The following is a 24,107-nucleotide window of genomic DNA, read 5'->3' as shown; positions in this document are numbered from 1 at the left end:
TCCAAAGTTCATCGCCCGATGCAAGCACCGGAAAGTTCCGGTTTACAGCTCATCGCCTCTGTGCTGCAATCTTCGCCCCTGATTACGTGATTCTGGTGACCATGCAAGCGTCTCAATTTTCAGCCCAGGTGCTGGGCTGGTACGACAAATACGGGCGAAAAACCCTGCCCTGGCAAATTGAAAAAACGCCTTACAAAGTATGGCTATCGGAAGTGATGTTGCAACAAACGCAAGTAACAACCGTAATCCCCTACTTCCAGCGCTTTATGGCGCGTTTTCCAACGGTTACCGATCTGGCGAACGCACCGCTGGATGAGGTGCTGCATTTATGGACCGGGCTGGGCTATTACGCCCGTGCGCGCAACTTACATAAAGCCGCGCAGCAGGTCGCAAACCAGCACGGCGGGCGCTTCCCGGAGACCTTCGAAGAAGTCGCCGCGCTTCCGGGGGTTGGCCGTTCGACCGCGGGCGCTATCCTCTCTTTGTCGCTGGGCAAACATTTTCCAATTCTTGATGGCAACGTGAAACGTGTGCTGGCGCGCTGCTTTGCGGTGGGTGGTTGGCCGGGTAAAAAAGAGGTGGAAAAGCGTTTGTGGGAGATCAGCACAGAGGTCACCCCGGCTCAGGGCGTCGAGCGCTTTAACCAGGCGATGATGGATCTTGGCGCGATGGTTTGCACCCGCTCGAAACCGAAATGCGAGCTCTGCCCGCTGCAAACGGGCTGTGAAGCCTATGCGTCGAATGCCTGGGCGCAATATCCGGGGAAAAAACCGAAACAGACGCTGCCCGAACGCACCGGGTATTTTCTGCTGATGCAGCACGAAGGCGAGGTGTATCTTGAGCAGCGACCACCAAGCGGGCTGTGGGGCGGGTTATTCTGCTTCCCGCAGTTCAGCGATGAGGCCAGTCTGCGGGCCTGGCTGGCGCAGAGGAAGATTAGCGCCGATAATCTCAGCCAACTTGTGGCGTTTCGCCATACATTTAGCCATTTCCATCTGGATATTGTGCCTATGTGGCTTCGCGTGTCCTCGTTCTCGTCTTGCATGGATGAGGGCGCAGGTCTTTGGTATAACTTAGCGCAACCGCCATCCGTCGGTCTGGCGGCTCCCGTGGAACGCCTGATACAGCAATTACGCGCCGAAATCCGTTAAGCGCGCAAGCAAAGAGGATTATTTAATGAGCAGAACTATTTTTTGTACCTTCCTGCAACGCGAAGCGGAAGGGCAAGACTTCCAGCTCTATCCGGGCGAACTCGGAAAACGCATTTACAACGAGATCTCGAAAGAGGCCTGGAAACAGTGGCAGCATAAGCAAACCATGCTGATCAACGAGAAAAAGCTCAACATGATGAACACTGAGCACCGTAAATTGCTGGAAGAGGAGATGGTGAATTTCCTGTTTGAAGGCAAAGACGTGCACATTGAAGGCTATACGCCGCCAGAAAAAAAATAAGCCGCTGTTCACGCGCAATCACTGGTAATGCCGCGAATACATGGGAAGGCATTGCCAGTGCGCAGAGGACACCGGCGCTAACACACCAACACAATTGCATCCCGGAATGATGAAAAAATATTTAGCGCTAGCGATTATTGCGCCGTTGCTGATTTCTTGTTCCAGTTCGAATAAAACGGGCGACGACTACAACGAAGCCTGGATTAAAGACACCAACGGTTTTGACATCCTGATGGGACAATTTGCCCATAATATTGAGAATTTATGGGGATTTAACGAGGTTCTGATCGCAGGCCCAAAGGACTACGTTAAATATACCGACCAGTACCAAACCCGCAGCCACATCAACTTCGATGAGGGGACGATCACCGTCGAGACGATCTCCGGCACCGATCCTGCGGCGCATTTGCGCCAGGCGATTATCAAAACCTTGCTGATGGGCGACGATCCGGGTTCAATCGATCTTTACTCCGATGTTGACGATATTCAGATCTCGAAAGAGCCGTTCCTGTATGGGCAGGTGCTGGATAACAACGGCGAAGCCATTCGCTGGCAATGGCGTGCCGCGCAGTTTGCAGACTATTTGCTGCAGACACGGCTGAAAAGCCGCAGCAATGGTTTACGTATGATCTACAGCGTGACCATTAACCTGGTGCCAAACCACCTGGATAAACGCGCACATAAATACGTCGGGATGGTGCGCAAAGCGTCACATAAGTATGGCGTTGACGAATCGCTGATTCTGGCGATTATGCAAACCGAATCCTCCTTTAACCCGTACGCCGTCAGCCGCTCCGATGCGCTGGGCTTAATGCAGGTTGTGCAGCATAGCGCCGGTAAAGATGTGTTCCGCGCGCAGGGGAAATCTGGCACGCCCGATCGCAGTTATCTGTTTGATCCACAAAGTAACATTGATACAGGTACCGCCTATCTGGCGATGTTGAATAACATTTATCTCTCCGGGATCAATAACCCAACGTCACGGCGCTATGCGGTTATTACCGCTTATAACGGCGGTGCCGGCAGCGTGTTGCGCGTCTTTTCCGCCGATAAAGTGCAGGCGGCAAATATCATCAACACCATGACGCCAGGAGATGTGTACCAGACCCTGACTACCCGCCATCCGTCGGCGGAATCGCGCCGCTATCTCTACAAAGTTAACGCTGCGCAGAAAACCTACCGTCGCAACTAATCTGCTGCCTCTTTCGTCTGCCCCGACGAAAGAGGCATAAGGTATTCATGTGAGTGATGCAAACGGTTGCGCTAAATTGTGATATCCGTCACCATATAAAAATGCAATCAGAGGAAGTTTGCATTTTTATGTCGGGCATAACAAATTCGCCACCCCGTAGATGGTAGAATCCTGACACATAACAAACGCAATTGTGCCCATTCCAACATCTATCACTCTCCTTTGTGAGGAAATTAGCATGAATCTTAAGCTGCAGCTGAAAGTCATTATCTTTCTGCAGTTCTGCCTGTGGGGAAGCTGGCTGACTACGCTTGGCTCTTATATGTTCGTTACCCTGAAATTCCAGGGCGCGGAAATTGGCGCGGTGTATAGCTCGCTGGGTATTGCATCACTGCTGATGCCAACGCTGCTCGGTATCGTTGCGGACAAGTGGCTAAGCGCAAAATGGGTGTATGCGCTGTGCCATCTGATTGGGGCGATTACGTTATTTATCGCCGCAGGCGTCACCACGCCAGGCGCAATGTTTGTCATCATCCTGCTTAACTCGCTGGCCTACATGCCAACGCTGGGCCTGGTGAACACCATTTCTTACTTCCGCCTGAAATCCGCAGGCCACGATATCGTGACCGATTTCCCACCGATTCGTATCTGGGGCACCATCGGCTTTATTCTGGCGATGTGGGCGGTGAGCTTCTCCGGTTTCGAACTGAGCCATATGCAGCTCTATATTGGCGCGGCGCTGTCGCTGGTGCTGAGCCTGTTCTCTCTGACGCTGCCGCATATGCCGGTTGCCAAAAGCAAAGAGAAACAGACCTGGGTGGAAATGCTGGGCCTGAACGCTTTCGCGCTGTTTAAAAACAAGCGCATGGCGATCTTCTTTATCTTCTCGATGCTGCTGGGCGCCGAACTGCAAATCACCAACATGTTCGGCAACACCTTCCTGCACAGCTTCGACGCGAACCCGTTGTTCGCCAATAGCTTCATCGTGACACATGCGTCGGTGATGATGTCGATTTCGCAGATTTCCGAAACCGCGTTTATCCTGGCAATTCCGTTCTTTATGAGCCGTTACGGCATCAAGAACGTCATGCTGATCAGTATCATCGCCTGGGTGCTGCGTTTTGGTCTGTTTGCCTATGGCGACCCGACGCCGTTCGGTACCGTGCTGCTGGTTCTGTCGATGATCGTTTACGGTTGTGCATTCGACTTCTTCAACATCTCCGGTTCGGTATTTGTGGAGAAAGAGGTGAATCCGGCTATCCGCGCCAGTGCACAGGGTATGTTGCTGATGATGACCAACGGCTTCGGCTGTATTCTCGGCGGGATGGTGAGCGGCAAAGTGGTTGAGATCTACACCACGGCGGGCATCACCGACTGGAAAACCGTGTGGCTGATTTTCGCAGGTTACTCGCTGGTGCTGGCCTTCGCCTTCGTGATGCTGTTTAAATATAAACACGTGCGTGAGCCAGAAGGCGTGGCGCAGAAAGCCTGAAACTGTTAACCATCTCCTGAAGGTGGTTAAAGATGCAAAGACAAAACCCGGCCTGAGCGCCGGGTTTTTTGTGGCCATTTGACCAACTCTTTTTGCAGAGGTGGTCAGCAACAGGCTTTAGCTTATTGCCTTTGGATGTAATTTGTTCAGAACAGGCAGAGACTTTTTATTAAGGCTTTTAATGCACGCCTCCTAGTCGTAATCAATACCATCCGCCAGACAAATGTTTTTTATGACCTGCTTACAGCCCGGCAAGAACCCAGGCCACCGCCAGCAGGTCGGCGCTCCCGCCAGGACTTAACCGACGCGCCATTAACGCATCATCCATATCGCGAAGCGCGTCGCTATTCCAGCCCGTTACCAGCAATCTCGCCGCATAATCCTGTACGTAGTGCAGCCCTTCAATACCGCCGCGAGATACCAGATTACTGTCGCGGTTCGCGGCCATCAGGCGCAGCAGCGCATTGTGTAACCGCCGCTCCCCATGCTCCTGATGCCAGTACGGCAACACCGCGCGGCGCACAGTGATAAACCCCTGTTCCGCTTCACCGCGTGCGCCCGTCAGCCCATACTGACGAAACTGTTTTTCACCCGCCGTGATAGCCTGTGGGCGATCAGCCAGCTCACGCGCCACTAATCCACAACAGATTTCACTCACCTGCTGGCAAAGCGCGTCAGCGCTAACCATGCGCCCTTGCCCCTGCAAACGCCCGGCAGCAAAACAGAGCAGACCAAGTGAAAAAATACCGCCTTTGTGTGTGTTCACGCCCCCTGTCGCCGTGAACATCGCTTGCTCGCAGGCGATCCCCATCGGGCGCAGCAGCCGTAGCTGTTCGCTGGTTGGTTTCTGCGCATGGGTTTTACCCGCCCCGGCAAACACCGTGAACCATGGTGCGATCGCCGCAATACTTTTTAAAAACAGCGCATGATCCATATCCTGGTGCGAGCCGTTATTGGCTCTGTCCACCAGCCCAGGTTTGGGGGTTAAATCCAGCTCAAGACGCAGCGCCTGCGCCGCAAGCTCAGGCACGTCAGCAATGGCGGATTTAGTCGCGAGCAAACCAGCCATCGATTAACTTCTCCACACGAGCCACTACATCTTCTACCGAATGGCGACGCGAGCGGGCGCAGCCGTGTGCAGGTTCATCACATACCAGGCAGAGTCGGGTATTTAAATCCAGCGAATGCCGCCCAACCTGGCCTTCTTTCGGGCAAAACACATCGAAATCCCACAGTCTGCCAAGCGGATGAGTCTGTTCCATCTCCACGCATTGCGCTTTGATTTCCACCGCCGGATGCTCCACGCACCACAGCGCTTCCGCACCGGTTGGTAGCCACAATACCTGCCTGTCCAGCACGCGCCAGTGGTTTTGCCACAGCAGCTGGTCACAGGCCTGGAGTGCCACGCCCATAGTATTGCGGTAGCGAATACTGTCTTTTACCGCGCCGGGGGTAACCAGCGTCAGCGAAATAACCGGTTGTTGATAGTGAGTGAGCCAGTCAGCCTGACGCGCCGCGCGGCTATCTTTCGCCGCCAGCAGAGCTTCGAGGCTGACGCCCGCTCTCACGGGCGTCAGTGTGGTCATAGATTGTCCTCTTTAACCTGACGAACCACATCGATCACGCTGCCGTCGCGATAACGGATCACGCCAACAATGCGGTCAGTGAATGCGATCGGTTTCGGTTCGCCGGTCAGTGAAATCGCACGCTGGTAAAGCGCTTCGATGTCGACGATTTTCAGCCCTGCCGCCAGTAAACGCTCACGAATATCCGGTCGAGCCGGGTTAACAGCAATACCATGATCGGTGACCAGCACGTCGATGCTTTCCCCTGGTGTCAGCAACGTGGTCACGCGTTTTACAACAGTAGGAATGCGGCTGCGTAGCAAAGGAGCCACGACAATGGTGAGGTTTGCCGCTGCCGCGACATCGCAGTGGCCGCCGGATGCGCCACGCATCACGCCATCAGAACCGGTGATGACGTTAACGTTGAAGTCGACATCGATCTCCAGCGCGCTGAGGATCACCACATCCAGTTGATCGCAGCTGGCAGCTTTACCGCCCGGGTTGGCATAGACGTTAGTGGAGATCTCGACATGGTTCAGGTTACGGCGCAGCGAAGCCGCCGCTTCGCCATCGAAACACTGCGTATCCAGCAGTTTTTCAATAAGCCCTTTCTCATGCAGATCCACCAGGCTACCGGTGATGCCGCCAAGCGCGAAGCGGGCTTTCACCCCGTGGCGCTCCATTTTTTCTTCCATGAAGCGCGTCGCTGCGGTCGCTGCTGCGCCGGAGCCGGTCTGCATGGAGAAACCGTCTTTGAAATAACCGGAATGCTCTATCACATCCGCGGCGTAACGGGCGATCATCAACTCGCGCGGATTGCTGGTGACGCGTGCCGCGCCGACGCTGATTTTCGCCGGATCGCCCACGCTCTCTACCTGCACGATCAGATCAACCTGATCCTGACCAAGGCTCGCAGGCATGTTCGGGAACGGCACCAGCTCTTCGGTCAGTAACACCACTTTTTTGGCGAACTGCGCGTCCACCATCGCGTAACCCAGCGAGCCACAGCAGGATTTCCCCTGTGTACCGTTGGCGTTACCGAACTCATCGCTGCACGGCACCCCGAGGAAAGCGACATCAATGTTCAGCTCACCATCCTGCAACAGCTTCACGCGCCCGCCGTGAGAGTGGATCTGAACCGGTTCCGCCATCAGGCCGTGAGAGATTGCATCCGCCAGCTTGCCGCGCATTCCGGAGGTGTAAATACGCGAAATCACACCGTTCTGAATATGCTCGATCAGCGCATCGTTGCAGGTCATCAGCGAACTGGACGCCAGCGTCAAGTTTTTAAATCCCAGACGCGCCAGCGTTGCCACGACGCTGTTGATCACACGATCGCCTTCGCGAAATGCATGGTGGAAAGAGATGGTCATGCCGTCTTTCAGACCACTGCGGGCAATCGCGTCTTCCAGCGTCGCGCACAGTTTGCGCGTGTGCTTGGTGTTGATATCCGCCAGCCACGGCGTAGCCGCATGCGCGCTTTCAAAGGGTTTTAAATCACGCAGGTGTGGAAAATTAACGTGAAGAAGCTCTGTTTGGTTCATTGTTCTGTCCTTAACGACGCACGCCGGACGCAGCTGCACGTTCCAGCACCATCTGCGCATGATTAATAATCGGGGCGTCAATCATTTTGCCGTTCAGCGAAACCACGCCCAGGCCGTTGCGCTCGCCCTCTTCCGCCGCTTCGATAACCACTTTCGCGTGATCCACTTCCTGCTGAGTTGGCGCATAGGCGTTATGCAGCAGATCGATTTGACGCGGGTTGATCAGTGACTTGCCGTTGAAACCCATTTTGCGCACCAGGTCGACTTCGCGCAGGAAACCGGCTTCATCATTGACGTCTGACCACACCACGTCGAACGCATCAATTCCAGCGGCACGCGCGGCGTGCAGCACAGCGCAGCGCGCGTAGAACAGCTCGGTGCCGTCGCCACGTTCGGTTTGCATATCCATTACGTAGTCAAATGCGGCCAGCGCGATGCCAATTAAGCGCTGCGAGCTGCGCGCAATCGCAACGGCGTTAATGACGCCAACTGCCGACTCAATCGCCGCCATTACGCGGGTCGATCCCACTTCGCGACCGCAGGCCAGTTCGATGCGCTCCAGGTGGCGTTCCAGCTCGTAGATATCTTCCGGCGTATCCGTTTTCGGTAAACGCACCACATCAACACCAGCACGAACCACTGCTTCCAGATCTGGCAGGCCAAACGGCGTGTTCAGTGGGTTAATACGCACCACGGTTTCCATATCCTGATACATCGGGTGCTGTAGCGCGTGGAACACCAGCAGGCGCGCGGTGTCTTTTTCGCGCAGCGCTACCGCGTCTTCTAGGTCGAACATGATCGAATCAGGGCGGTAGATAAAGGCGGTGGAGAGCATGGCAGCGTTAGCGCCTGGCAGGAACAGCATGCTACGACGTAGTTTTTTCACAGCAGTTTCCCCCAGTCGATTTCAGTGCCTTCGGCGGCGCGCAGAATGGCGCTTTGCAGACGGGCGCGGATTACACAGTCCAGTGCGCCTTTGTCTTCAATGATGATTAAGCCCTGGCGAACCTCCATCGCGCGCAGCGTGGCATCCACTACCTTGCGGATTTGACCGCCGAACTGCTTCATCACCTCGCTGTGGATAACAATCTCCAGCTCGCCTTCTGCGGGGGCAATTTTCACCATCAGGTCGCTGGACTCCATCGTCCCGGCCAGCGCCTCCCTTACAATTTTCATAGTTATTTTCCTGATTTTTAAGCGACTTCCGCGCTGTAATGAGATTCAAGGTGCGCAAAAGTGGTATCCGGTACAATTTCCCGAATACGGGAAAACTGGTGTGTTTTGAGTAAACGACGCACTTCCGAGGCGGAGATGGCGGTGCCGGTCGCTTTAATGCGCGGAACTTCCACCACTTCAACCGCCCCCGCGAGCAACTGATGCATAGTCTGGTTGTACTGGCGGGTGATATCGCAAAACGGCTCGCTGCCGATAAAGCGGTGGGTAACACCGAGCGCCGGGGCAATATGGTTACGGAAGATGAGCAGGTCGATTTCGCTCCACGCCTGCTGCACTTTGCCGGTCTCTTTGAGGAAATAAGCCGGAAAGGTAGCGCGGGAAATAATGTACTGAGAGCCTTCGTGAACCGTGGCATTTGGCAGATGCGCCACGCCCGCCTTCACCATTTTCAGCCGTGCGGAGAAAGGAAAGAACGAGGCATCTTCCCGCACTACAAACAGGTGCAGCCAGTCGCAGGCCTGTGCGGCCTGCTCCACCAGATGCCGATGACCAAGCGTGAAGGGATTGGCGTTCATCACAATGGAGCCGATGCGCTTTCCGGCAACGCGGCGCGCCTGCAACGTGCGGCAGTAACGCTGGATGCCAGACGGCGTATTTTCCATCAATATCGCGTTGTTGCCGCTCTGGGCAACCGGCCAAAAACCGCTGTGCTGGAAACGCTCCCGATTGCAAGGGCGCGTGCACAGGAACAGATGAAAATGTCCACGCGCCAGCGCCAGATGCTCAACTTCCGCCAGCAGCCGCGCACTGAGGTTTTCCCCACGCAACTGTTCTTCAACCGCTACGCACTTGATAACGTTGGCGGCGAGACCAGCACAACCCACCAGCCGGTTTCCCGACCAGGCTTCAACGAAGGTAGTGATATCGCTGTCCATACCTAAACCACTGTCTGCGAGCAACGCGCGGATAGAGGCCAGCCGTTGAGTATTGCCGTTGACTTCCGCAACGCGGAAGTCGATGGAGGGTCGTGCTTGCATTGTATTGCCTTCGTCCTTAGTGCGCTGCCGTCAACGCATGGGCTGGCGCATCAATAATCACATTGCTGAGGTGACCGATGTTTTCGATCTCCACTTCGATGCGATCGCCCGCTTTCATGAACAGCGGCGGATTGCGTTTCTTGCCAACACCGCCCGGTGAGCCAGTGATGATGACGTCGCCCGGCGTCAGGCTGGTAAAGGTGCTGATGTACTCGATAAGCTCGGCGACCTTGTGGATCATGCTGGCGGTGTTGTCGTCCTGCACCATGCGACCATTCAACCAGGTGCGGATAGTGAGCTGATGCGGATCGGGGATCTCATCTGCCGTGGTCATCCACGGGCCGAACGCGCCGGTCTGCCGCCAGTTTTTACCGGCGGTGAACCAGGTATGCTGCCAGTCACGCGCAGAGCCATCCATATAACAGCTGTAACCTGCGACATGACTTAACGCCGCGTCACGAGAGATGTTTTCACCGCCTTTACCGATGATTACTGCCAGCTCACCTTCGTAATCGAATTCGCTGGAGTGACGCGGTTTCAGCACCGGCGCGTTATGCCCGGTTTGCGAGTCGGCGAAGCGTACAAACAGCGTCGGCGCCGGGTTATGTTGATCAAACTCTTTGCGTTTTTCGGCGTAGTTCATGCCGACGCAGAGAATTTTCCCCGGGTTTTCAATAACCGGCAGGAAGTTGAGATCGTCAAAGCACAGATCCGTCGCTTCACCACTCAGCTGTTGTGCCTCACTCAGCGCGTCGGCCGCGAGCAACGATTTCAAATCACCGTAGCGGTCGCCCAGGCGCTGGCCCAGATTGATGACGCCATCAGCCTTGACGATGCCGTAGCTACGGATCCCCTGATGGACAAAGCTTGCGAGTTTCATATCAGTTCCTGTAGTGCTTAATCAGACGAGGAAATTGCCAAGAACCAGCAGCGATACCGACACGTTGATCGCACCGCCAATACGGGTCGCAATCTGTGCAAACGGCATCAGGCTCATACGGTTACCGGCAGTCAGGATGGCAACATCCCCTGTACCGCCCTGGCCACTCTGGCAGCAGGAAACAATGGCAACATCAATCGGATGCATGCCAATCTTTTTACCTACGAAGAAACCAGTGGCAACCAGTGCGGAAACGGTACTCACGATCACCAGCAGGTTATCGAGAGTGAAAGCGTGAACCAGCTCTTCCCACGGCGTAATGGCAACGCCCACGGCGAAGAGGATTGGGTAAGTCACGGAGGTCTGGAAGAATTTGTACACCACCTGAGAACCTTCCAGCAGACGCGGAGAAACACCGTGTGCCAGCTTGACCAGCACGGCGGCAAACAGCATGCCGACCGGTGCAGGCAGGCCAATCAGTTTGTGGCCGAGCATGCCGATCATGTATAGCAACACAGCCAGCAGTGCGCCCGCCGCGATGGTGGTGACATCAGTTTTACCGGAAAACGCAGGGGCAGCCGGCGCTGGTTCATCACCATTGCTGCGGTTTGGCATCAGTTGGCCTTCGCCGGTCAGATGCGGGAAGCGTTTACCCAACTGGTTCAGGCAGCCGGAAATAATGATTGCGGTCAAACCGCCCAGCATCACCATTGGCAGTACACGGCCCAGAGCAACGCCCTGATCCATGTGCAGTAAGGTGGCGTAACCGATAGAGAGCGGAATGGCGCCTTCACCTACACCACCCGCCATGATTGGCAGAATGATAAAGAAGAAGATCTGGAACGGTTCCATACCCAGCGCCAGGCCAACGCCCATACCCACCAGCATGCCAACCACTTCGCCACACACCATTGGGAAGAAGATGCGCAGGAAGCCCTGAATCAGAGTGGTACGGTTCATACTCATGATACTGCCGACAATGATGCAGCAGATGTAGAGATAGAGGATGTTGGTTGATTTGTAGAACTTGGTAGTGGACTCGACCACTACATCCGGCAGCAAACCGTAATACACCATCGCCGAAGGAATAAAGGTGGCGCAAATCGCCGCTGCGCCCAGCTTGCCCACGACCGGCAGACGTTTACCGAACTCACCGCAGGCAAAGCCGAAGAACGCCAGTGTCGCCACCATCACGACGATATCGCTTGGCAACTTGCCGCCAAGACAATCGATAGCAATTAACGCACCGGCTAGCAGGAATAATGGCAGTGGTATAATCCCAACTTTCCACGTATCCATAATGTGCCACCACTTATCCTTCAGTGATGTTTTTTGAATCGCCAGCGATTCAGAGGTAACAGAGAATGAATCGTCAGTTGTGCTCATAATTAAGCCCCTTGGTTATTTTGTGGCTGTAGAGTAAAGGGCTAAACGCATACTTTATGTGAGGAATAGCATATTAAAACCGGAGTTTTAATGGCTCCTATGGTTTTTAAGGTTTCTTTTATTTTGTGTGATTTGCGCCTTAATTATTGGCGTGGTTTTTATGGTTTTTTTAAATAGAAACACAAGTTAATAACATTTCCAAAAAAGAATATTTAACAGACCATTTTTCCGCTTCAGTGCTGGCTGTGCAAGGGATCACAAGTTTCCAGTAAACTGCGTACGCGTGCGCAAAAAGATGCTACATTGGCGCTTTGCTGGCTGCTGTGCGAACCGTCATGAAAGTCTCTTTCCAAATCAAACTTTTTATTTCGCTGGTGCTTTTTTTCTCCGGTTTGTTCGTTCTGCTTGGCATTTATTATTACAAGGATGTCGGTCGCCAGCTATATCAGGAAATGAGCGCACGAGCAAAAATACAGGCTGAGGAAATAGCCATTATTCCGAATTTACGCCAGTCGGTTGCTGATAAAGATATTCGAGCCATCGCGCAATTTATGCATAAAGTGGTGGCGCATAGCGATGCAAGCTTTATTGTTATCGGCGATAACAAAGGCATGCATTTATTTCATTCAGTCGATTCTGATGTGGTCGGAAAAACATTAGTGGGTGACGATAATACCGAGGTGTTGCACGGGAAAAGCATCACCACTATCCGCAAAGGTGGGTTGGGTATTTCGTTACGCAGTAAGGCGCCGATTTTTGATGATGCAGGGCGCGTTATCGGGATTGTGTCGGTGGGGTATCTGACCAGTTATCTCGATACCATCACGCTCGGTAAAGTGATCAACATTTTTATTGCCGCTGTATTGCTGCTGGCAGCGCTGTTTATTTTTTCCTGGTTCTTTACCCGCAGCATTAAAAAACAGATTTTCTCCCTTGAGCCACGGGAGATTGGCCTGCTGGTGCGCCAGCAAAAGGCGATGATGGAATCGATCTACGAAGGGGTGATTGCGATTGACAGCGAACTGCGCATTGAAGTGATCAATCAGGCAGCACGCAAACTTCTGGAGTTACGCCAGCCGACGCGCGAACTGCGCGGGCAAACCATCGATGAAGTCATTGCCCCGGTACCGTTTTTTGACCGTTCGATGATGCTGGAAAACGACACGCACGATGAGATTTGCCGTTTTAATCAGTTAACGGTGATTGCCAGCCGGGTACGCATCATGCTGGAGAATAAATTGCAGGGCTGGGTGATTACCTTTCGCGATCGCAACGAGATAGACACGTTGAGCGCGCAACTCAGCCAGGTGAAGCGCTATGTTGATAACCTGCGCATTATGCGCCACGAGCAACTGAACCGCATGAACACACTCTCTGGCCTGCTACATATGGAGCGCTACGATGAAGCTGTGCGCTACATCCAGGCGCAGTCAGAGCACGCGCAGGAGTTGCTGGACTTTATCTCTTCGCGTTTTAGCTCGCCGACGTTGTGCGGTTTGCTGCTGGGGAAAGCGGCACGCGCCCGTGAAAAAGGTGTCGAACTGGCCTTTGATCCCCTGTGTCAGGTGGACAGAGCCTGCCGGTTGTTGGGTGAAGCGGAGCTTATCTCCATCATCGGTAATTTGTTGGATAACGCGATTGAAGCAACCCAGCGCGCCACGCTGCCTCACGAACCGGTTGAAGTGCTGATTTTGCTGAACGAACGGGAGTTGATTATTGAAGTGGCGGATCGCGGTATCGGCATTGATCCGGCGATTCGCGACCATATTTTTGAACGCGGGATGACCACCAAGCGCAGTGGTGATCATGGCATTGGTCTGTACCTGATCGCCAGCTATGTCACGCAGGTGGGCGGATCGATTGAGGTTTCCGCTAACACGCCTCGCGGCACGATTTTCTCTTTGTTTATTCCTGAAACGGGTAACGTACCGCGTCCCGTGCCGACCCTGGAAGATCAGAATTATGCAACATGAACTGATAGACGTGCTGATAGTAGAAGATGAAAACACGCTTGCGCAGCTTAATGCGGAACTGGTCAGCAGACACCCGCGCTTGCGCCTGGTTGGTATTGCCTCGTCGCTTGCCGAAGCGCGGGAGTTATTGAGCAACACGCAACCACAGTTAGTGTTACTGGATAACTATTTGCCGGATGGCAAAGGCATTACGCTTATTAACGATCCGCAGATTATTCGCGCGAACTGCTCGGTGATTTTCATTACCGCCGCCAGTGATATGGACACCTGTAGCCAGGCGATCCGCAATGGCGCGTTCGACTATATCCTCAAACCCGTGTCGTGGAAGCGGCTGAGTCAGTCGCTGGAGCGCTTTGTGCAATTCGCCGAGCAGCAACGCGTATGGAAAATTGTCGACCAACAGAACGTGGACTCGCTTTACCAGTTACAGGCGAAGAATTTCCGCCAGGATAATGGCAGTAAAGGCATTGAAGAGAGCACACTGGCACTGATTCAGAAGCTTTTTGCTGATGAGATCGCGCGCTGTTTCTCCGTCGATGAAGTGGTGAGCGAAACGGGGTTGAGCAAAACCACCACCCGGCGCTATCTGGAACACTGCGTGGAAGCCGGGTTTCTGGCGGTGGAGATGCAGTACGGGAAAATTGGCCACCCGAGGCGCATGTACCGCCGGGTGGCTGCGTGAAATGGCCCCTCACCGTGTGGCTGAGGGGCTAAAAACTACTTCAGGACATAACCGTACAGGCGTTTGATGCCATCGGTGTCGGTCTCCGAATAAACGCCCTGTAGCTCCGGTGAAAAGCCCGGCAGTAGGTTGACGCCCTCTTCCAGCGCGAGGAAGTAGCGCTGCACCGCCCCGCCCCATACTTCTCCCGGCACCACGCAGAGCACACCAGGCGGATAGGGCAGCGCACCTTCGGCGGCGATGCGCCCTTCCGCCTTACTGATGCGCACCAGCTCAACATTACCGCGAATAAACTCACTGTTAGCATCCTGCGGGTTCATCACGACCGCCGGCAGGCTGGCTTTGCGGAACATCGCTTTTTGCAGATCTTTTACGTCAAAACTCACGTACAGATCATGCATCTCCTGGCACAGTTCACGCAGCGTGTAGTCGCGATAACGTACCGGATATTTATTAAAAATGGTTGGCAGCACGTCAGCCAGCGGCGTGTCGTCTTCAATATGTTGTTCGAACTGGGCGAGCATCGCCACCAGCTGCGCCATCTTCTCGGCGCTTTCGGCCGGCGTCAGCAGGAACAGGATCGAGTTGAGATCGCACTTCTCCGGAACAATGCCATTTTCACGCAGGTAGTGCGCCAGAATGGTGGCCGGAATGCCGAACTCAGTATATTCACCCGTTTCCACATCGATGCCTGGCGTGGTCAGCAGCAGTTTGCAGGGATCAACAAAGTATTGCTCGTGCGCATACCCTTCAAAACCGTGCCATTTATCACCCGGCTCAAAGCTGAAGAAGCGCCGCTCGCGGGCAATCACTTCTGTCGGGTGATCCTGCCACGGTCGCCCGGCGATCTCCGGCGGCACAAAGGGTTTGATCATCTTACAGTTCGCGATGATCGCTTTGCGCGCTTCAATACCCAGCGCTACGCATTCTGCCCACAGACGACGCCCGCTCTCGCCCTGATGGATCTTGGCGTTAACGTCCAGTGCGGCAAATAACGGATAAAACGGGCTGGTTGACGCATGCAGCATAAAAGCGTTGTTCAGCCGCTTATGCGGGCAAAAGCGTGGCTGTCCGCGCAGATGGTTATCTTTTTTGTGGATCTGCGAGGTTTGTGAGAACCCGGCCTGTTGCTTATGCACCGACTGGGTGACAAAAATACCCGGATCGTTCTCGTTCAGCTCCAGCAGCAGCGGCGAGCAGTCGGCCATCATCGGGATAAATTGCTCGTACCCTACCCAGGCCGAATCAAACAGAATGTAGTCACACAGGTTGCCGATCTTGTCGATCACCTGCCGTGCGTTGTAGATCGTGCCGTCGTAAGTACCAAGCTGGATCACCGCCAGGCGGAACGGACGCGGCTGCTCTGCCTTTTCCGGCGCGACTTCGCGGATAAGCTCACGCAGATAACTCTCATCAAAGCAGTGATCGTCAATGCCACCAATAAAGCCAAACGGGTTACGCGCCGCTTCCAGATAAACCGGCGTTGCACCAGCCTGGATCAACGCACCGTGATGGTTGGATTTATGGTTATTACGATCGAACAGCACCAGATCGCCCCGCGTTAACAGCGCATTGGTCACCACTTTGTTGGCGGCAGAAGTGCCGTTCAATACAAAGTAGGTTTTATCGGCGTTGAATACCTTCGCGGCAAACTTCTGCGCGTGCTTTGCTGAACCTTCGTGGATCAGTAAATCGCCAAGCTTGACGTCGGCGTTGCACATGTCGGCGCGAAAAACGTTCTCGCCGAAGAATTCGTAAAACTGGCGGCCCGCCGGGTGCTTTTTAAAGAACTCGCCGTGCTGATGACCGGGGCAGGCAAACGTGCTGTTGTCCATTTCGACATACTGGCGCAGCGTATCGAAAAAAGGCGGCAACAGATTGTCTTCATAGTCGCAGGCGGCGGTTTCCAGCTCCAGCCAGTCCTGATCCTTACCGCCGATCACCGCTGTCACGCCTTGCGGCGCACTCTCCGGCTCTTGAGTGAACAAAAAAACCGGCAGGTTAAACCCCGTCCGTTTGAGTAACGCAAGAATGCCGCTGCGACTCTCCGCTAATGTCATGACGACTGCCGCCACATCCGTAAAATCGGTACTGTCCAGCGTCACCACTTCGCGGTGGGTGGAAAGCGCAGATATCAGCTCGCGGCTGACGGCAATTTTCATTGATTTCATAAGCACGAATACCCGTTTCAGGGGAGTAAAAGACCCCGGACAAAGCAGTTGCTTCGCCCAACGAACGTGTCTGACTGGAACCAGCTCCGACCGCCAGACATCAGTAAAAGCAGACAGCTTCTGATCTTACTGTTGTCCTACAGTGAGCGTGCGTTACCCTCACCGCATGGTGAGTGAAATATGGGGGAAAATGACACGGGTACCCGAAGGCATGCAGGTGCAAAACGCGTGACAAACAGCAGTCATGTACGTCATCTGGCAGCTCCCGTAAGGTGGAATAAAATTCGCGCAATCATGTCACCTTTCCCAAAGAGGCGCAACCAGGCCGGGCGTGGTCGCGCATAAAAATGCTATTCTACGCGGCATATTATTCAGTTATATGAAACACAGGAGTGACTCGTGCTTACTGGTCCTTTTATTAACGCTGCTGCGGTATTAATTGGCGGCACCTTGGGCGCGTTACTCAGCCATCGCCTGCCCGAGCGCATCCGTTCCTCAATGCCTTCGATTTTCGGTCTTGCGTCGCTGGGTATCGGTATTTTGCTGGTGATCAAATGCGTGAATTTGCCGGTAATGGTGCTCGCCACGCTGGTCGGAACGTTAATTGGCGAACTCTGTTACGTCGAGCGTGGTATCAGCGGTGGTGTTAACGCGCTACGTAATCTGCTGCAAAAACGTAAAGACGGGGATGCCAACAGCGCTCACGAGTCGTTTATTCAGAGCCTGGTGGCAATCATTATTCTGTTTTGTGCCAGCGGCACCGGGATTTTTGGTTCCATGCGCGAAGGGATGACCGGCGATCCGAGCATTCTTATTGCCAAAGCTTTTCTCGATTTCTTTACCGCCGTGATCTTCGCCACTTCACTCGGTTTTGCTGTCGCGATGATCTCCGTGCCGATGCTGATTATCCAGCTTACTCTCGCCACCTGTGCAACGCTGATTCTGCCGCTGACCACGCCCGCAATGATGGGTGATTTCACCGCCGTTGGCGGCATCCTGCTGCTGGCGACCGGGTTGCGCATCTGCGGCATTAAGATGTTTGCCGTGGCGAATATGCTTCCCGCGCTGGTGATTGCGATGCCGATTTCTGCCCTGTGGACAGCATTTTTTGCCTGAGCGAACGTGCATTATGCGCAAAGTGGTGATAGATTGTGCAGTCCGCAGCGAATTGAAGAAATTTCGTTGACGGAGCGCGGCGAATCAGGTTTAATGCGCCCCGTTGCCCGGATAGCTCAGTCGGTAGAGCAGGGGATTGAAAATCCCCGTGTCCTTGGTTCGATTCCGAGTCCGGGCACCACTTATTCAGAGAACCCAGCCTATGGCTGGGTTTTTGCTTTTGGGGAGACGGACTCTCCATCGAACTACGTTCGATTATTCGCCGCAAGCGGCTCACCCCTTCGGGGCCAGCGCGACAAGCGCGCTGTTCAACGCCTGACGGCGTTAGTCCGGGTCCGGGCACCACTTATTCAGAGAACCCAGCCTATGGCTGGGTTTTTGCTTTTGGGGAGACGGACTCTCCATCGAACTACGTTCGATTATTCGCCGCAAGCGGCTCACCCCTTCGGGGCCAGCGCGACAAGCGCGCTGTTCAACGCCTGACGGCGTTAGTCCGGGTCCGGGTCCGGGCACCACTTATTCAGAGAACCAAGCCTATGGCTGGTTTTTGCTTTTGGAGAGACGGACTATCCGTCGAACTACGTTCGATTATTCGCCGCAAATCTCACGCCTCATCCAGAACGGATACTGCAAAGCGCGTTGGATAAATGAGGCGATGGCATCTTGCCCCCTGCCCCAAAATCAGTGCAGTTCCCCATCAGATCCAACTCATCAACCCCGGGAAAAGGCCGCTGTTGATACACCACGTCCTGCGCGTGACCACACTAATAAAAAGGTGGCGCACTCTCCTGCATGGAGAATCAGCCATCATCCTTGTCACCAAGAGTCGCTTCCTTAATCGTTCAGGTGGTGCTGTGATTTGCCGATCATTCGGGCAGCAACTCCGTTACAGGTGCGCTGTTTTTTATCTGCCCCAGAGTATAAATCTGAGAGCGGAGATGCTGTTCCAGTTGTCGGATAAGTTGCTGACGCAGAGGAGAATCGACTGGCAATAAGTTAATCTGACGAAGCTGTTCCTCCGTCGGTTCAGTTTGCTGGAAGCTGGTCATCATGCCGAAGACGGATGATTTGAGTTCGCTGACCGTCATGTATTTACCCTTGTGCTCATCCAGCCCACTCAGTTGGTTACTAAGTTGTTGTAGCTTCGTCATCCCTTGATGCCAGCCATTCAGATTTTCTGTCAGTATGCTGGCAGCGTTTAACTGCCGAAGCCATTGCTGTGTCAGCGGTTTCGCCTGCTCAGGCCAGAGCGACTGAACCTGTTCGATCAGTTGACGGCTGTAGTCAATATTCCAGTCCGGCGACAACTGACCTAAGCGCACGAGCTGCTGCTGCGTGTCTGCGAACAAGGATTGCGGTATGGGAGTGTGCTGATACAGCGTATCAAGTTGCGCGGGCGTGAGTGTTGCGGGTAACGGTGCCAGCGATGCAGCAAGCTGAGCCTGCAACGGGTTAAGTCGATGTAAGACATGCCAGCCCCACACCGTTGCCGCACTGATTACCAGCATGGTGCACATACCGGCGGCAAAGGATTTCCACTTTTTTTCCTGTACCGGTACCGCCGCCAGCACATCCACGTTCGGCTGATGCTCGGGCTGTGCAACATAAACCCAATTAACTGTGTTGGTCGGTTCGTTCTTTTCTGTAACAGGAGCACCAGGCGAAGCATCACTTAATATTCCCGCGCTATTCATTACTGTCGCAGGCAGCACGATACCAGTCTGAATAGCTACACCAGAGTCGGATGCGCCGTCACTATTTTCCAGCCGAACAGCACTGTTATGTATCATCAATCGCAACGTATCTAGCTGGCTCAGGTGCTTAAGTTCCAGTCGTTGTAGCACCGAGCCGAGACGCGTTAGCAGTTGCTCCGCCCGATATAACTGGCTGAGGTCGCTGTAGTTTAGCGCTAGCGCGCGCATCCGTTGCTGCAGGCGCTGGCTCAGATTGCTGAGAATTTCCATGCGGGCGTGTACAGGCTGCGGCCAAAGCCCTCCCCACTGATGGCTTATCAGGGCCTCCAGTATTACCAGGCCCTCATTCAGACCGAATAATCCGGCCAGTTGCGTCCGGGCAAGCGTATACCAGGCGGCCGTTTGCAATTCCACGCCATTTTGCTCAAACAGTGAGAGACAGAGCTTTTCTACATACCGCCAGTTCACGTCCGGACGCGCCGGATGACTCAGCTTGCTCAGCTCATCGCGCAGGGTGGCATAATCCGGCAGGGTGCGCGGGTCGCTACCGGTTTTGATTTTACGGGGGGAAATGTCATTCATGACAGATATCCATTTAGCTTGTATAGAACGGAAGGTTTAGAAGGCATTATCAACAAAGGAGCTCATATCTGAGTTCGCGTACGCAAGCCGTGCTTTGCAAGGTGGGAAATGGATTTGGCACGAGAATATTGCTGGGGTACGTTCTGAGTTTTTGTTCAAGATATAAACGCTGGCATTATCTGTCCGCGCCTTTTGCAGGACGCTGTGTTTCATATCGCATTAGCCACTCTACCATCTGTTCCTGACACGGTTTCATTCCCTGGCGAAATGTAGCAATAGCAGCCAGGCGATCACTGATGAACGAAGCGTAGAGGGATTGTTGGGACGGTCACTTTTGCAGGAATTGTGATTTTACGAACACTATCTTCCCTGGCCTTACGTACGGGGTGTCGTTTAGAGATACTGCTGTTGCTTAAGATGTCGCAACAGAACCCGCCCTTCGGGTTTAAAATCTGTGCCATAACGCACCAGGCCAATACCTTTGAGTTCAGCGTCTATGGCATAACGCAGTTCACCGGGGATTTCCTGCTCCAGCAGTACGACGGCGATTTTTTTCAGGCGTGGCTCATATTTGAGCAGGACGGCGGAGAGTGTTCCCATCAGTACATGCGCCGTCCCCGGCATGCCCTCGAGGATTTTGGTCATGTCAGGCAGCCCATAGTCCGGCAGGTGCGCCAATGTGCCTGCACGACAGTTAAGAACGCGCTGCATATTGTCCAGTACGGAAAGTATGACCTGATTTTCTTCATTGACCTGCTGAAGGTTGAGGCCACCGACGAAATTGCCGGTGAGCATTTCATATAAAGAAGGAGAGTTTTGGCTGTGAGACATTATTCGTCCTTTACCGGTAGCAGCCTGAGAGAGTTATTCCCGGCTTCAACCACCCGGGGCATATCGGGATCGAGTTCTTCACGGTTTATCTTCAGCTTCCATGTGTTTTTCACCAGATCGGGTTGCCGGAACAATCCAGCCACGGCCACGTAATTCGCGTCCTTTTCCAGTGGCATATCGAGCAGCACGTCTCCGCCCGGTTTAAGCACGACAACACGGGTAGCCAAAAGATCAGTTCCGAGCACCTTTTCACCGTCGTTCAGTAGCTGCTGGTACACACTTTGGTCGAAGGTTTTGTTGTCTTTAAGCTGATAAATCCGCACAAGAACCGATTCAGACAGCACGTTGTTCTCACGGGCATCAGTGTTCAGTGCTTCACGAGCCGTGAAATCCAGATGTAGTACCTTAATCTTTTTGTAGAACACCGCGTTAAATGCCGATTGGGTGCCATCAGTAATACCCTGCGTCACCCCGCAGCCCACCAGATTGAACGCCAGCACAGGCAGTAGCCAGAACGCGACCTTAGTTAAATTTGTACGTGACACGTCGGTTTCCTTGTTGTGTTTTCGCAGGTTCCAGTCCTGTGTAGTAGCCCAACTCTATCGTAAAGCTCTGCGGGATATCGTCCGGAAGTTCATCACCTTCCACACCGAATACGCCGTTTATCCCAAGCCAGAAAGGGCCTTCACCCAACGGCATGAAAGCCAGCTGGCGGCTACAAATGGTCAGAGTAATTTTTGCCCTGAATCGCCAGCCCAGGTATACCCGCAGCATAACCAGCAAATCCTGATACAGCAGGCCATCCGGCCTCCAGCCCTGCGATTCCTGTTCGTTATCCGTGGAAAGAGCAATCAGCAGCTGGCTGTTGGCATCCAGCACTTCGTCGCCAAGCGGCGTATTGCCATCCAGCAAAAAATCCTCATCTCCGTAAAAGCCCAGAGGTTTACTCACTTCTACCGGGCGCAGACAGTAAGGGCTGACCTGCACGGTGGTATCCGGAGCCAGCAGGCTAACCAGTGCCTGTATCCCCTCCTGGGTTTTACCCGGCTGACGCAACACGCCAAGCAGAGCCAGAAAGCGTGATACTGGCGTAGCAATATGTTCAGCCGTGCCGGGAATACCCAGCCCTACCAGCCCCAGCAATGACTGAGAGATATTGTCGGTGCCACCACGTTCAAACGTGGCCGGATAAGAATACTTGCGCCAGATGCGGTAGAACTGCGTCAGAATGCGGTGGTTAAAGATATCCAGAAAACCCTGCAGCGCCTCATGTCCTTCCCGACGCTGAGTAATGTCATCGAGATATGCCGTCGGCAGCGGGGAATCTACGCCGTACAATCCCATAAACGTGGCACGGATGATCGCCGGTTTGCTGTCATCGTCTTCATCGTATTCAATCGCCTTCAGCTCACTGACCGGAAATCCCATTCCTGGATGCGGCGCAAAGCGCACCGGGTCATCTGCCGGGTGGCTGGTTGAACCCATCAACGACTTGTCCGGATGCCGTTTCTCCAGTAACTGACAGAAACGATAGAAATTGATCCGGTTGAGGTCTGCTTCCAGCCGCGCGGTCAGCCGGGAATACGGCGATTGTGCTTCTCTTCCCATTCCAGACGTTCTCCGGTCGGTTGCAGAATAATAATCAGGCGATTAAACAGGTAAATGTCGGTGTAGAGCGCAAAGAAGCGACTCAGCATCTCGCCGAACAGACAGATGTCGCCACGCCCGGCAAAACCGTGGCTGTCCAACATCACTTCTATCTGTACACCGCGCACCAGGTAGCCCTGCTCAAAGCGCTCAGTTTCACTGTGCTTCACATCAATGATGGCTTCCAGACGGCGGCGGTTCATCTCACTGTCGGTCCACTCATACAACGCAAGGGTGCCACGCAGCACATCGGCATTATCCATCATCGAAAGGAACCCGCTGCCGAGGTGGCTGAGTACACGCCAGTGAAACCTGTCCTGTGCCGGCGGATAGCAGGGAAGCGTCGGGGCGCAAAGGTTGCGAACAGCAATGCTGACCGAGGTGGTTTTCATCACCGTGTCGAGCACAGTACTCTGCAGCGCGCGGCGAGGTAGCTGACCATTTGTGCCGGTGAGCGTCAGAGAAAGGCTTTCATCTTCCGGGATGGTATGGTTATCAAAGGCTTCACCGCCGAGAATAAGCCAGGTGTTATGCAACCCGGATGGACCACGACGCACACGGGTGTGCCAGTAATATTCCGGTGCCTCATGGCGCATCATTCCCCCCTTGTGGCGGAAGCTCGTGAAGGGGACGTAGGTATGCTGGCTGGATGACATCACCGAATCCACCGCATAAATCTCTGTGTGACCATCCTGCACACGCATCGGGCGCAACATATATTCCGTCTGCAATCCGTCGAGCGTCAGCGGGTCTGATTCCAGCGGAAACAGGTTGATCACCGGTACACAGTTGAGGCGCAAGTGCTTTTCAGTGAAGCTGAAGTCATGCTCCCAGCGCTCAGCCAGGACCACATCTATTTCAAACCAGGAGAGATCAGCCGGAAAGACGACGGCCTCCAGCCCTCGCAGCCCGGTGAACATGAATTTCTCGCGAAAGGTGAAATACTCCAGTAGCAGCTGATAGCCACTGAAACTACTCTCCCCCTTCGGCCACAGACCGTCGTCATCACCAAACCCGAGCGCGGTGAAATACCCGTCAAGCGGTCTTCTCTCCACATCACCGGACATCCGCAACCACAGACGGGCGATATTCATGGTAAAAGCTTCATGCATGGCGCAAGCCAGCGGTGTGTCAGCATTGAAGTAAAACGGGATCAGGCTGAGATCGATACGGCTCCAGTCTGCAAGTTGACTACAGTTAAAGCGCAGCGTAATCACCGACCGGCCATCAGGATCGGTTATCAGACTTGCGTGCTCAAGCGACAGCGGCTGAAGGGTGATCTCTTTGGTGGTGGTGTACCGGCAGCGGGTGCCATTTTCACCGATCGGCCGCGAGTTCACCTCGAAACCTTTGACGATACGCATCTGTTCCTTCATTTCACGCCAGTCGGGAGTGAACTCCACCACGGACATCGACGGTATGGTGCGCAGGTAATGGGGCCACAGCAGGCTGACCAATCCTTCGGTCAGCTCCGGCAGGTCATCGTCGAGCTTCTCGCGCAACCGCCCCATGAGGAAAGCAAAGCCCTCGAACAGGCGTTCCACATACGGGTCACGGGCACCAGCCTTATCGAGGTTAAGCATTGCCGCCTGCTCAGGATGAGCGCGGGCAAACTCTTCACCCGCTTCCAGCAGGTAACGCATTTCAGCGTCGTAATAACGCAGGGTTAAATCATCCATAGATAACC

The 24,107-nt window shown here is 54.1% G+C and carries 21 protein-coding genes and 1 tRNA gene; 8 read left to right on the top strand and 14 right to left on the bottom strand.

The window, feature by feature from the left end; translation table 11 throughout:
* The first annotated feature begins 101 nt into the window (after positions 1 to 101).
* From mutY to C813_RS26675, 4 genes are all read left to right on the top strand, one after another.
* Entirely contained in the window at positions 102 to 1,151 is a 1,050-nt protein-coding gene (mutY, locus tag C813_RS26690) for an A/G-specific adenine glycosylase (RefSeq protein WP_017457566.1), read from the top strand.
* A 25-nt stretch (positions 1,152 to 1,176) separates the two neighbouring features.
* Entirely contained in the window at positions 1,177 to 1,452 is a 276-nt protein-coding gene (locus C813_RS26685; RefSeq protein WP_017457565.1) for an oxidative damage protection protein, read from the top strand.
* Positions 1,453 to 1,561: 109 nt separating this feature from the next.
* A complete protein-coding gene (gene mltC, locus C813_RS26680; RefSeq protein WP_017457564.1) occupies positions 1,562 to 2,644 on the top strand; it encodes a membrane-bound lytic murein transglycosylase MltC in 1,083 nt (360 codons plus the stop codon).
* A gap of 238 nt (positions 2,645 to 2,882) precedes the next feature.
* Complete coding sequence (locus C813_RS26675; protein WP_017457563.1) at positions 2,883 to 4,136, top strand: nucleoside permease; 1,254 nt, start codon at positions 2,883 to 2,885, stop codon at positions 4,134 to 4,136.
* A 241-nt stretch (positions 4,137 to 4,377) separates the two neighbouring features.
* Here C813_RS26675 and citG read toward each other — a convergent pair whose 3' ends face one another.
* The 8 genes from citG to C813_RS26635 are packed head-to-tail and all read right to left on the bottom strand — an operon-like array spanning position 4,378 to position 11,724.
* Positions 4,378 to 5,205, bottom strand: coding sequence for a triphosphoribosyl-dephospho-CoA synthase CitG (gene citG / locus C813_RS26670; RefSeq protein ID WP_017457562.1), 828 nt, complete (start codon positions 5,203 to 5,205; stop codon positions 4,378 to 4,380).
* Positions 5,183 to 5,722 (bottom strand): citrate lyase holo-[acyl-carrier protein] synthase, encoded by a 540-nt coding sequence (gene citX / locus C813_RS26665; protein WP_017457561.1) that lies wholly within the window; start codon positions 5,720 to 5,722, stop codon positions 5,183 to 5,185. The genes citG and citX overlap by 23 nt, the downstream gene beginning before the upstream one ends.
* Positions 5,719 to 7,245 carry a citrate lyase subunit alpha gene (gene citF, locus C813_RS26660; protein WP_017457560.1) on the bottom strand — a complete coding sequence of 509 codons (1,527 nt, stop codon included), beginning with the start codon at positions 7,243 to 7,245 and terminating at the stop codon, positions 5,719 to 5,721. The genes citX and citF overlap by 4 nt, the downstream gene beginning before the upstream one ends.
* Positions 7,246 to 7,255: 10 nt before the next feature.
* A complete protein-coding gene (citE, locus tag C813_RS26655) occupies positions 7,256 to 8,131 on the bottom strand; it encodes a citrate (pro-3S)-lyase subunit beta (RefSeq protein WP_017457559.1) in 876 nt (291 codons plus the stop codon).
* The gene (citD, locus tag C813_RS26650) at positions 8,128 to 8,421 is read right to left on the bottom strand and encodes a citrate lyase acyl carrier protein (RefSeq protein ID WP_017457558.1); all 294 of its coding nucleotides are present in this window, start codon (positions 8,419 to 8,421) and stop codon (positions 8,128 to 8,130) included. The genes citE and citD overlap by 4 nt, the downstream gene beginning before the upstream one ends.
* A 17-nt stretch (positions 8,422 to 8,438) precedes the next feature.
* Positions 8,439 to 9,458 (bottom strand): [citrate (pro-3S)-lyase] ligase, encoded by a 1,020-nt coding sequence (gene citC, locus C813_RS26645; protein WP_017457557.1) that lies wholly within the window; start codon positions 9,456 to 9,458, stop codon positions 8,439 to 8,441.
* A 16-nt stretch (positions 9,459 to 9,474) separates the two neighbouring features.
* Positions 9,475 to 10,338, bottom strand: a complete 864-nt coding sequence (locus C813_RS26640; RefSeq protein WP_017457556.1) for a fumarylacetoacetate hydrolase family protein — start codon at positions 10,336 to 10,338, stop codon at positions 9,475 to 9,477.
* Positions 10,339 to 10,359: 21 nt separating this feature from the next.
* A complete protein-coding gene (locus C813_RS26635; RefSeq protein WP_017457555.1) occupies positions 10,360 to 11,724 on the bottom strand; it encodes a 2-hydroxycarboxylate transporter family protein in 1,365 nt (454 codons plus the stop codon).
* Positions 11,725 to 12,059: 335 nt separating this feature from the next.
* Here C813_RS26635 and C813_RS26630 point away from each other — a divergent pair, with 335 nt between their 5' ends.
* On the top strand, positions 12,060 to 13,697 hold the full coding sequence (locus C813_RS26630; RefSeq protein WP_017457554.1) for an ATP-binding protein: 1,638 nt from the start codon (positions 12,060 to 12,062) through the stop codon (positions 13,695 to 13,697).
* Positions 13,687 to 14,379, top strand: a complete 693-nt coding sequence (locus C813_RS26625) for a response regulator (RefSeq protein ID WP_017457553.1) — start codon at positions 13,687 to 13,689, stop codon at positions 14,377 to 14,379. The genes C813_RS26630 and C813_RS26625 overlap by 11 nt, the downstream gene beginning before the upstream one ends.
* Positions 14,380 to 14,414: 35 nt before the next feature.
* Here C813_RS26625 and C813_RS26620 read toward each other — a convergent pair whose 3' ends face one another.
* Positions 14,415 to 16,550, bottom strand: coding sequence for an ornithine decarboxylase (locus tag C813_RS26620; protein WP_017457552.1), 2,136 nt, complete (start codon positions 16,548 to 16,550; stop codon positions 14,415 to 14,417).
* A 399-nt stretch (positions 16,551 to 16,949) separates the two neighbouring features.
* Between C813_RS26620 and C813_RS26615 the strand changes: the two genes are divergently transcribed.
* Positions 16,950 to 17,666: a DUF554 domain-containing protein gene (locus C813_RS26615; protein ID WP_017457551.1), complete on the top strand. Its 717-nt coding sequence runs from the start codon at positions 16,950 to 16,952 to the stop codon at positions 17,664 to 17,666.
* 105 nt (positions 17,667 to 17,771) lie between these two features.
* Positions 17,772 to 17,847 (top strand) — tRNA-Phe (locus C813_RS26610).
* 685 nt (positions 17,848 to 18,532) lie between these two features.
* Here C813_RS26610 and C813_RS26605 read toward each other — a convergent pair.
* The 5 genes from C813_RS26605 to tssF all read right to left on the bottom strand — a co-directional run bounded on the left by C813_RS26605 (position 18,533) and on the right by tssF (position 24,099).
* The gene (locus C813_RS26605; protein ID WP_017457550.1) at positions 18,533 to 19,942 is read right to left on the bottom strand and encodes a VasL domain-containing protein; all 1,410 of its coding nucleotides are present in this window, start codon (positions 19,940 to 19,942) and stop codon (positions 18,533 to 18,535) included.
* A gap of 393 nt (positions 19,943 to 20,335) precedes the next feature.
* Complete coding sequence (gene tssE, locus C813_RS26600; RefSeq protein WP_017457549.1) at positions 20,336 to 20,773, bottom strand: type VI secretion system baseplate subunit TssE; 438 nt, start codon at positions 20,771 to 20,773, stop codon at positions 20,336 to 20,338.
* Positions 20,773 to 21,318 (bottom strand): type VI secretion system lipoprotein TssJ, encoded by a 546-nt coding sequence (gene tssJ / locus C813_RS26595; protein WP_017457548.1) that lies wholly within the window; start codon positions 21,316 to 21,318, stop codon positions 20,773 to 20,775. The genes tssE and tssJ overlap by 1 nt, the downstream gene beginning before the upstream one ends.
* Positions 21,296 to 22,381: a type VI secretion system baseplate subunit TssG gene (gene tssG, locus C813_RS26590; protein WP_017457547.1), complete on the bottom strand. Its 1,086-nt coding sequence runs from the start codon at positions 22,379 to 22,381 to the stop codon at positions 21,296 to 21,298. The genes tssJ and tssG overlap by 23 nt, the downstream gene beginning before the upstream one ends.
* Positions 22,345 to 24,099, bottom strand: coding sequence for a type VI secretion system baseplate subunit TssF (tssF, locus tag C813_RS26585; RefSeq protein ID WP_017457546.1), 1,755 nt, complete (start codon positions 24,097 to 24,099; stop codon positions 22,345 to 22,347). Before tssF ends, tssG begins: the two co-directional genes overlap by 37 nt.
* Positions 24,100 to 24,107 lie beyond the last annotated feature (8 nt).

It is taken from the genome of Kosakonia sacchari SP1, from assembly GCF_000300455.3.
GTDB lineage: Bacteria > Pseudomonadota > Gammaproteobacteria > Enterobacterales > Enterobacteriaceae > Kosakonia > Kosakonia sacchari.
Note: the sequence above shows the minus strand (reverse complement) of the source record. Positions and strands in the feature narration are given on the sequence as shown.

Excerpts from the sequence above, each read along its gene's own strand:
- citD (WP_017457558.1), bottom strand. The coding sequence starts at position 8,421 with ATGAAAATTGTAAGGGAGGCGCTGGCCGGGACGATGGAGTCCAGCGAC.
- C813_RS26620 (WP_017457552.1), bottom strand. The coding sequence starts at position 16,550 with ATGAAATCAATGAAAATTGCCGTCAGCCGCGAGCTGATATCTGCGCTT.
- mutY (WP_017457566.1), top strand. The coding sequence starts at position 102 with ATGCAAGCGTCTCAATTTTCAGCCCAGGTGCTGGGCTGGTACGACAAA.
- tssE (WP_017457549.1), bottom strand. The coding sequence starts at position 20,773 with ATGTCTCACAGCCAAAACTCTCCTTCTTTATATGAAATGCTCACCGGC.
- citC (WP_017457557.1), bottom strand. The coding sequence starts at position 9,458 with ATGCAAGCACGACCCTCCATCGACTTCCGCGTTGCGGAAGTCAACGGC.
- C813_RS26685 (WP_017457565.1), top strand. The coding sequence starts at position 1,177 with ATGAGCAGAACTATTTTTTGTACCTTCCTGCAACGCGAAGCGGAAGGG.
- citF (WP_017457560.1), bottom strand. The coding sequence starts at position 7,245 with ATGAACCAAACAGAGCTTCTTCACGTTAATTTTCCACACCTGCGTGAT.
- tssF (WP_017457546.1), bottom strand. The coding sequence starts at position 24,099 with ATGGATGATTTAACCCTGCGTTATTACGACGCTGAAATGCGTTACCTG.
- mltC (WP_017457564.1), top strand. The coding sequence starts at position 1,562 with ATGAAAAAATATTTAGCGCTAGCGATTATTGCGCCGTTGCTGATTTCT.
- citG (WP_017457562.1), bottom strand. The coding sequence starts at position 5,205 with ATGGCTGGTTTGCTCGCGACTAAATCCGCCATTGCTGACGTGCCTGAG.
- tssG (WP_017457547.1), bottom strand. The coding sequence starts at position 22,381 with ATGGGAAGAGAAGCACAATCGCCGTATTCCCGGCTGACCGCGCGGCTG.
- C813_RS26635 (WP_017457555.1), bottom strand. The coding sequence starts at position 11,724 with ATGAGCACAACTGACGATTCATTCTCTGTTACCTCTGAATCGCTGGCG.
- citX (WP_017457561.1), bottom strand. The coding sequence starts at position 5,722 with ATGACCACACTGACGCCCGTGAGAGCGGGCGTCAGCCTCGAAGCTCTG.
- C813_RS26605 (WP_017457550.1), bottom strand. The coding sequence starts at position 19,942 with ATGAATGACATTTCCCCCCGTAAAATCAAAACCGGTAGCGACCCGCGC.
- C813_RS26630 (WP_017457554.1), top strand. The coding sequence starts at position 12,060 with ATGAAAGTCTCTTTCCAAATCAAACTTTTTATTTCGCTGGTGCTTTTT.
- C813_RS26675 (WP_017457563.1), top strand. The coding sequence starts at position 2,883 with ATGAATCTTAAGCTGCAGCTGAAAGTCATTATCTTTCTGCAGTTCTGC.
- C813_RS26640 (WP_017457556.1), bottom strand. The coding sequence starts at position 10,338 with ATGAAACTCGCAAGCTTTGTCCATCAGGGGATCCGTAGCTACGGCATC.
- C813_RS26625 (WP_017457553.1), top strand. The coding sequence starts at position 13,687 with ATGCAACATGAACTGATAGACGTGCTGATAGTAGAAGATGAAAACACG.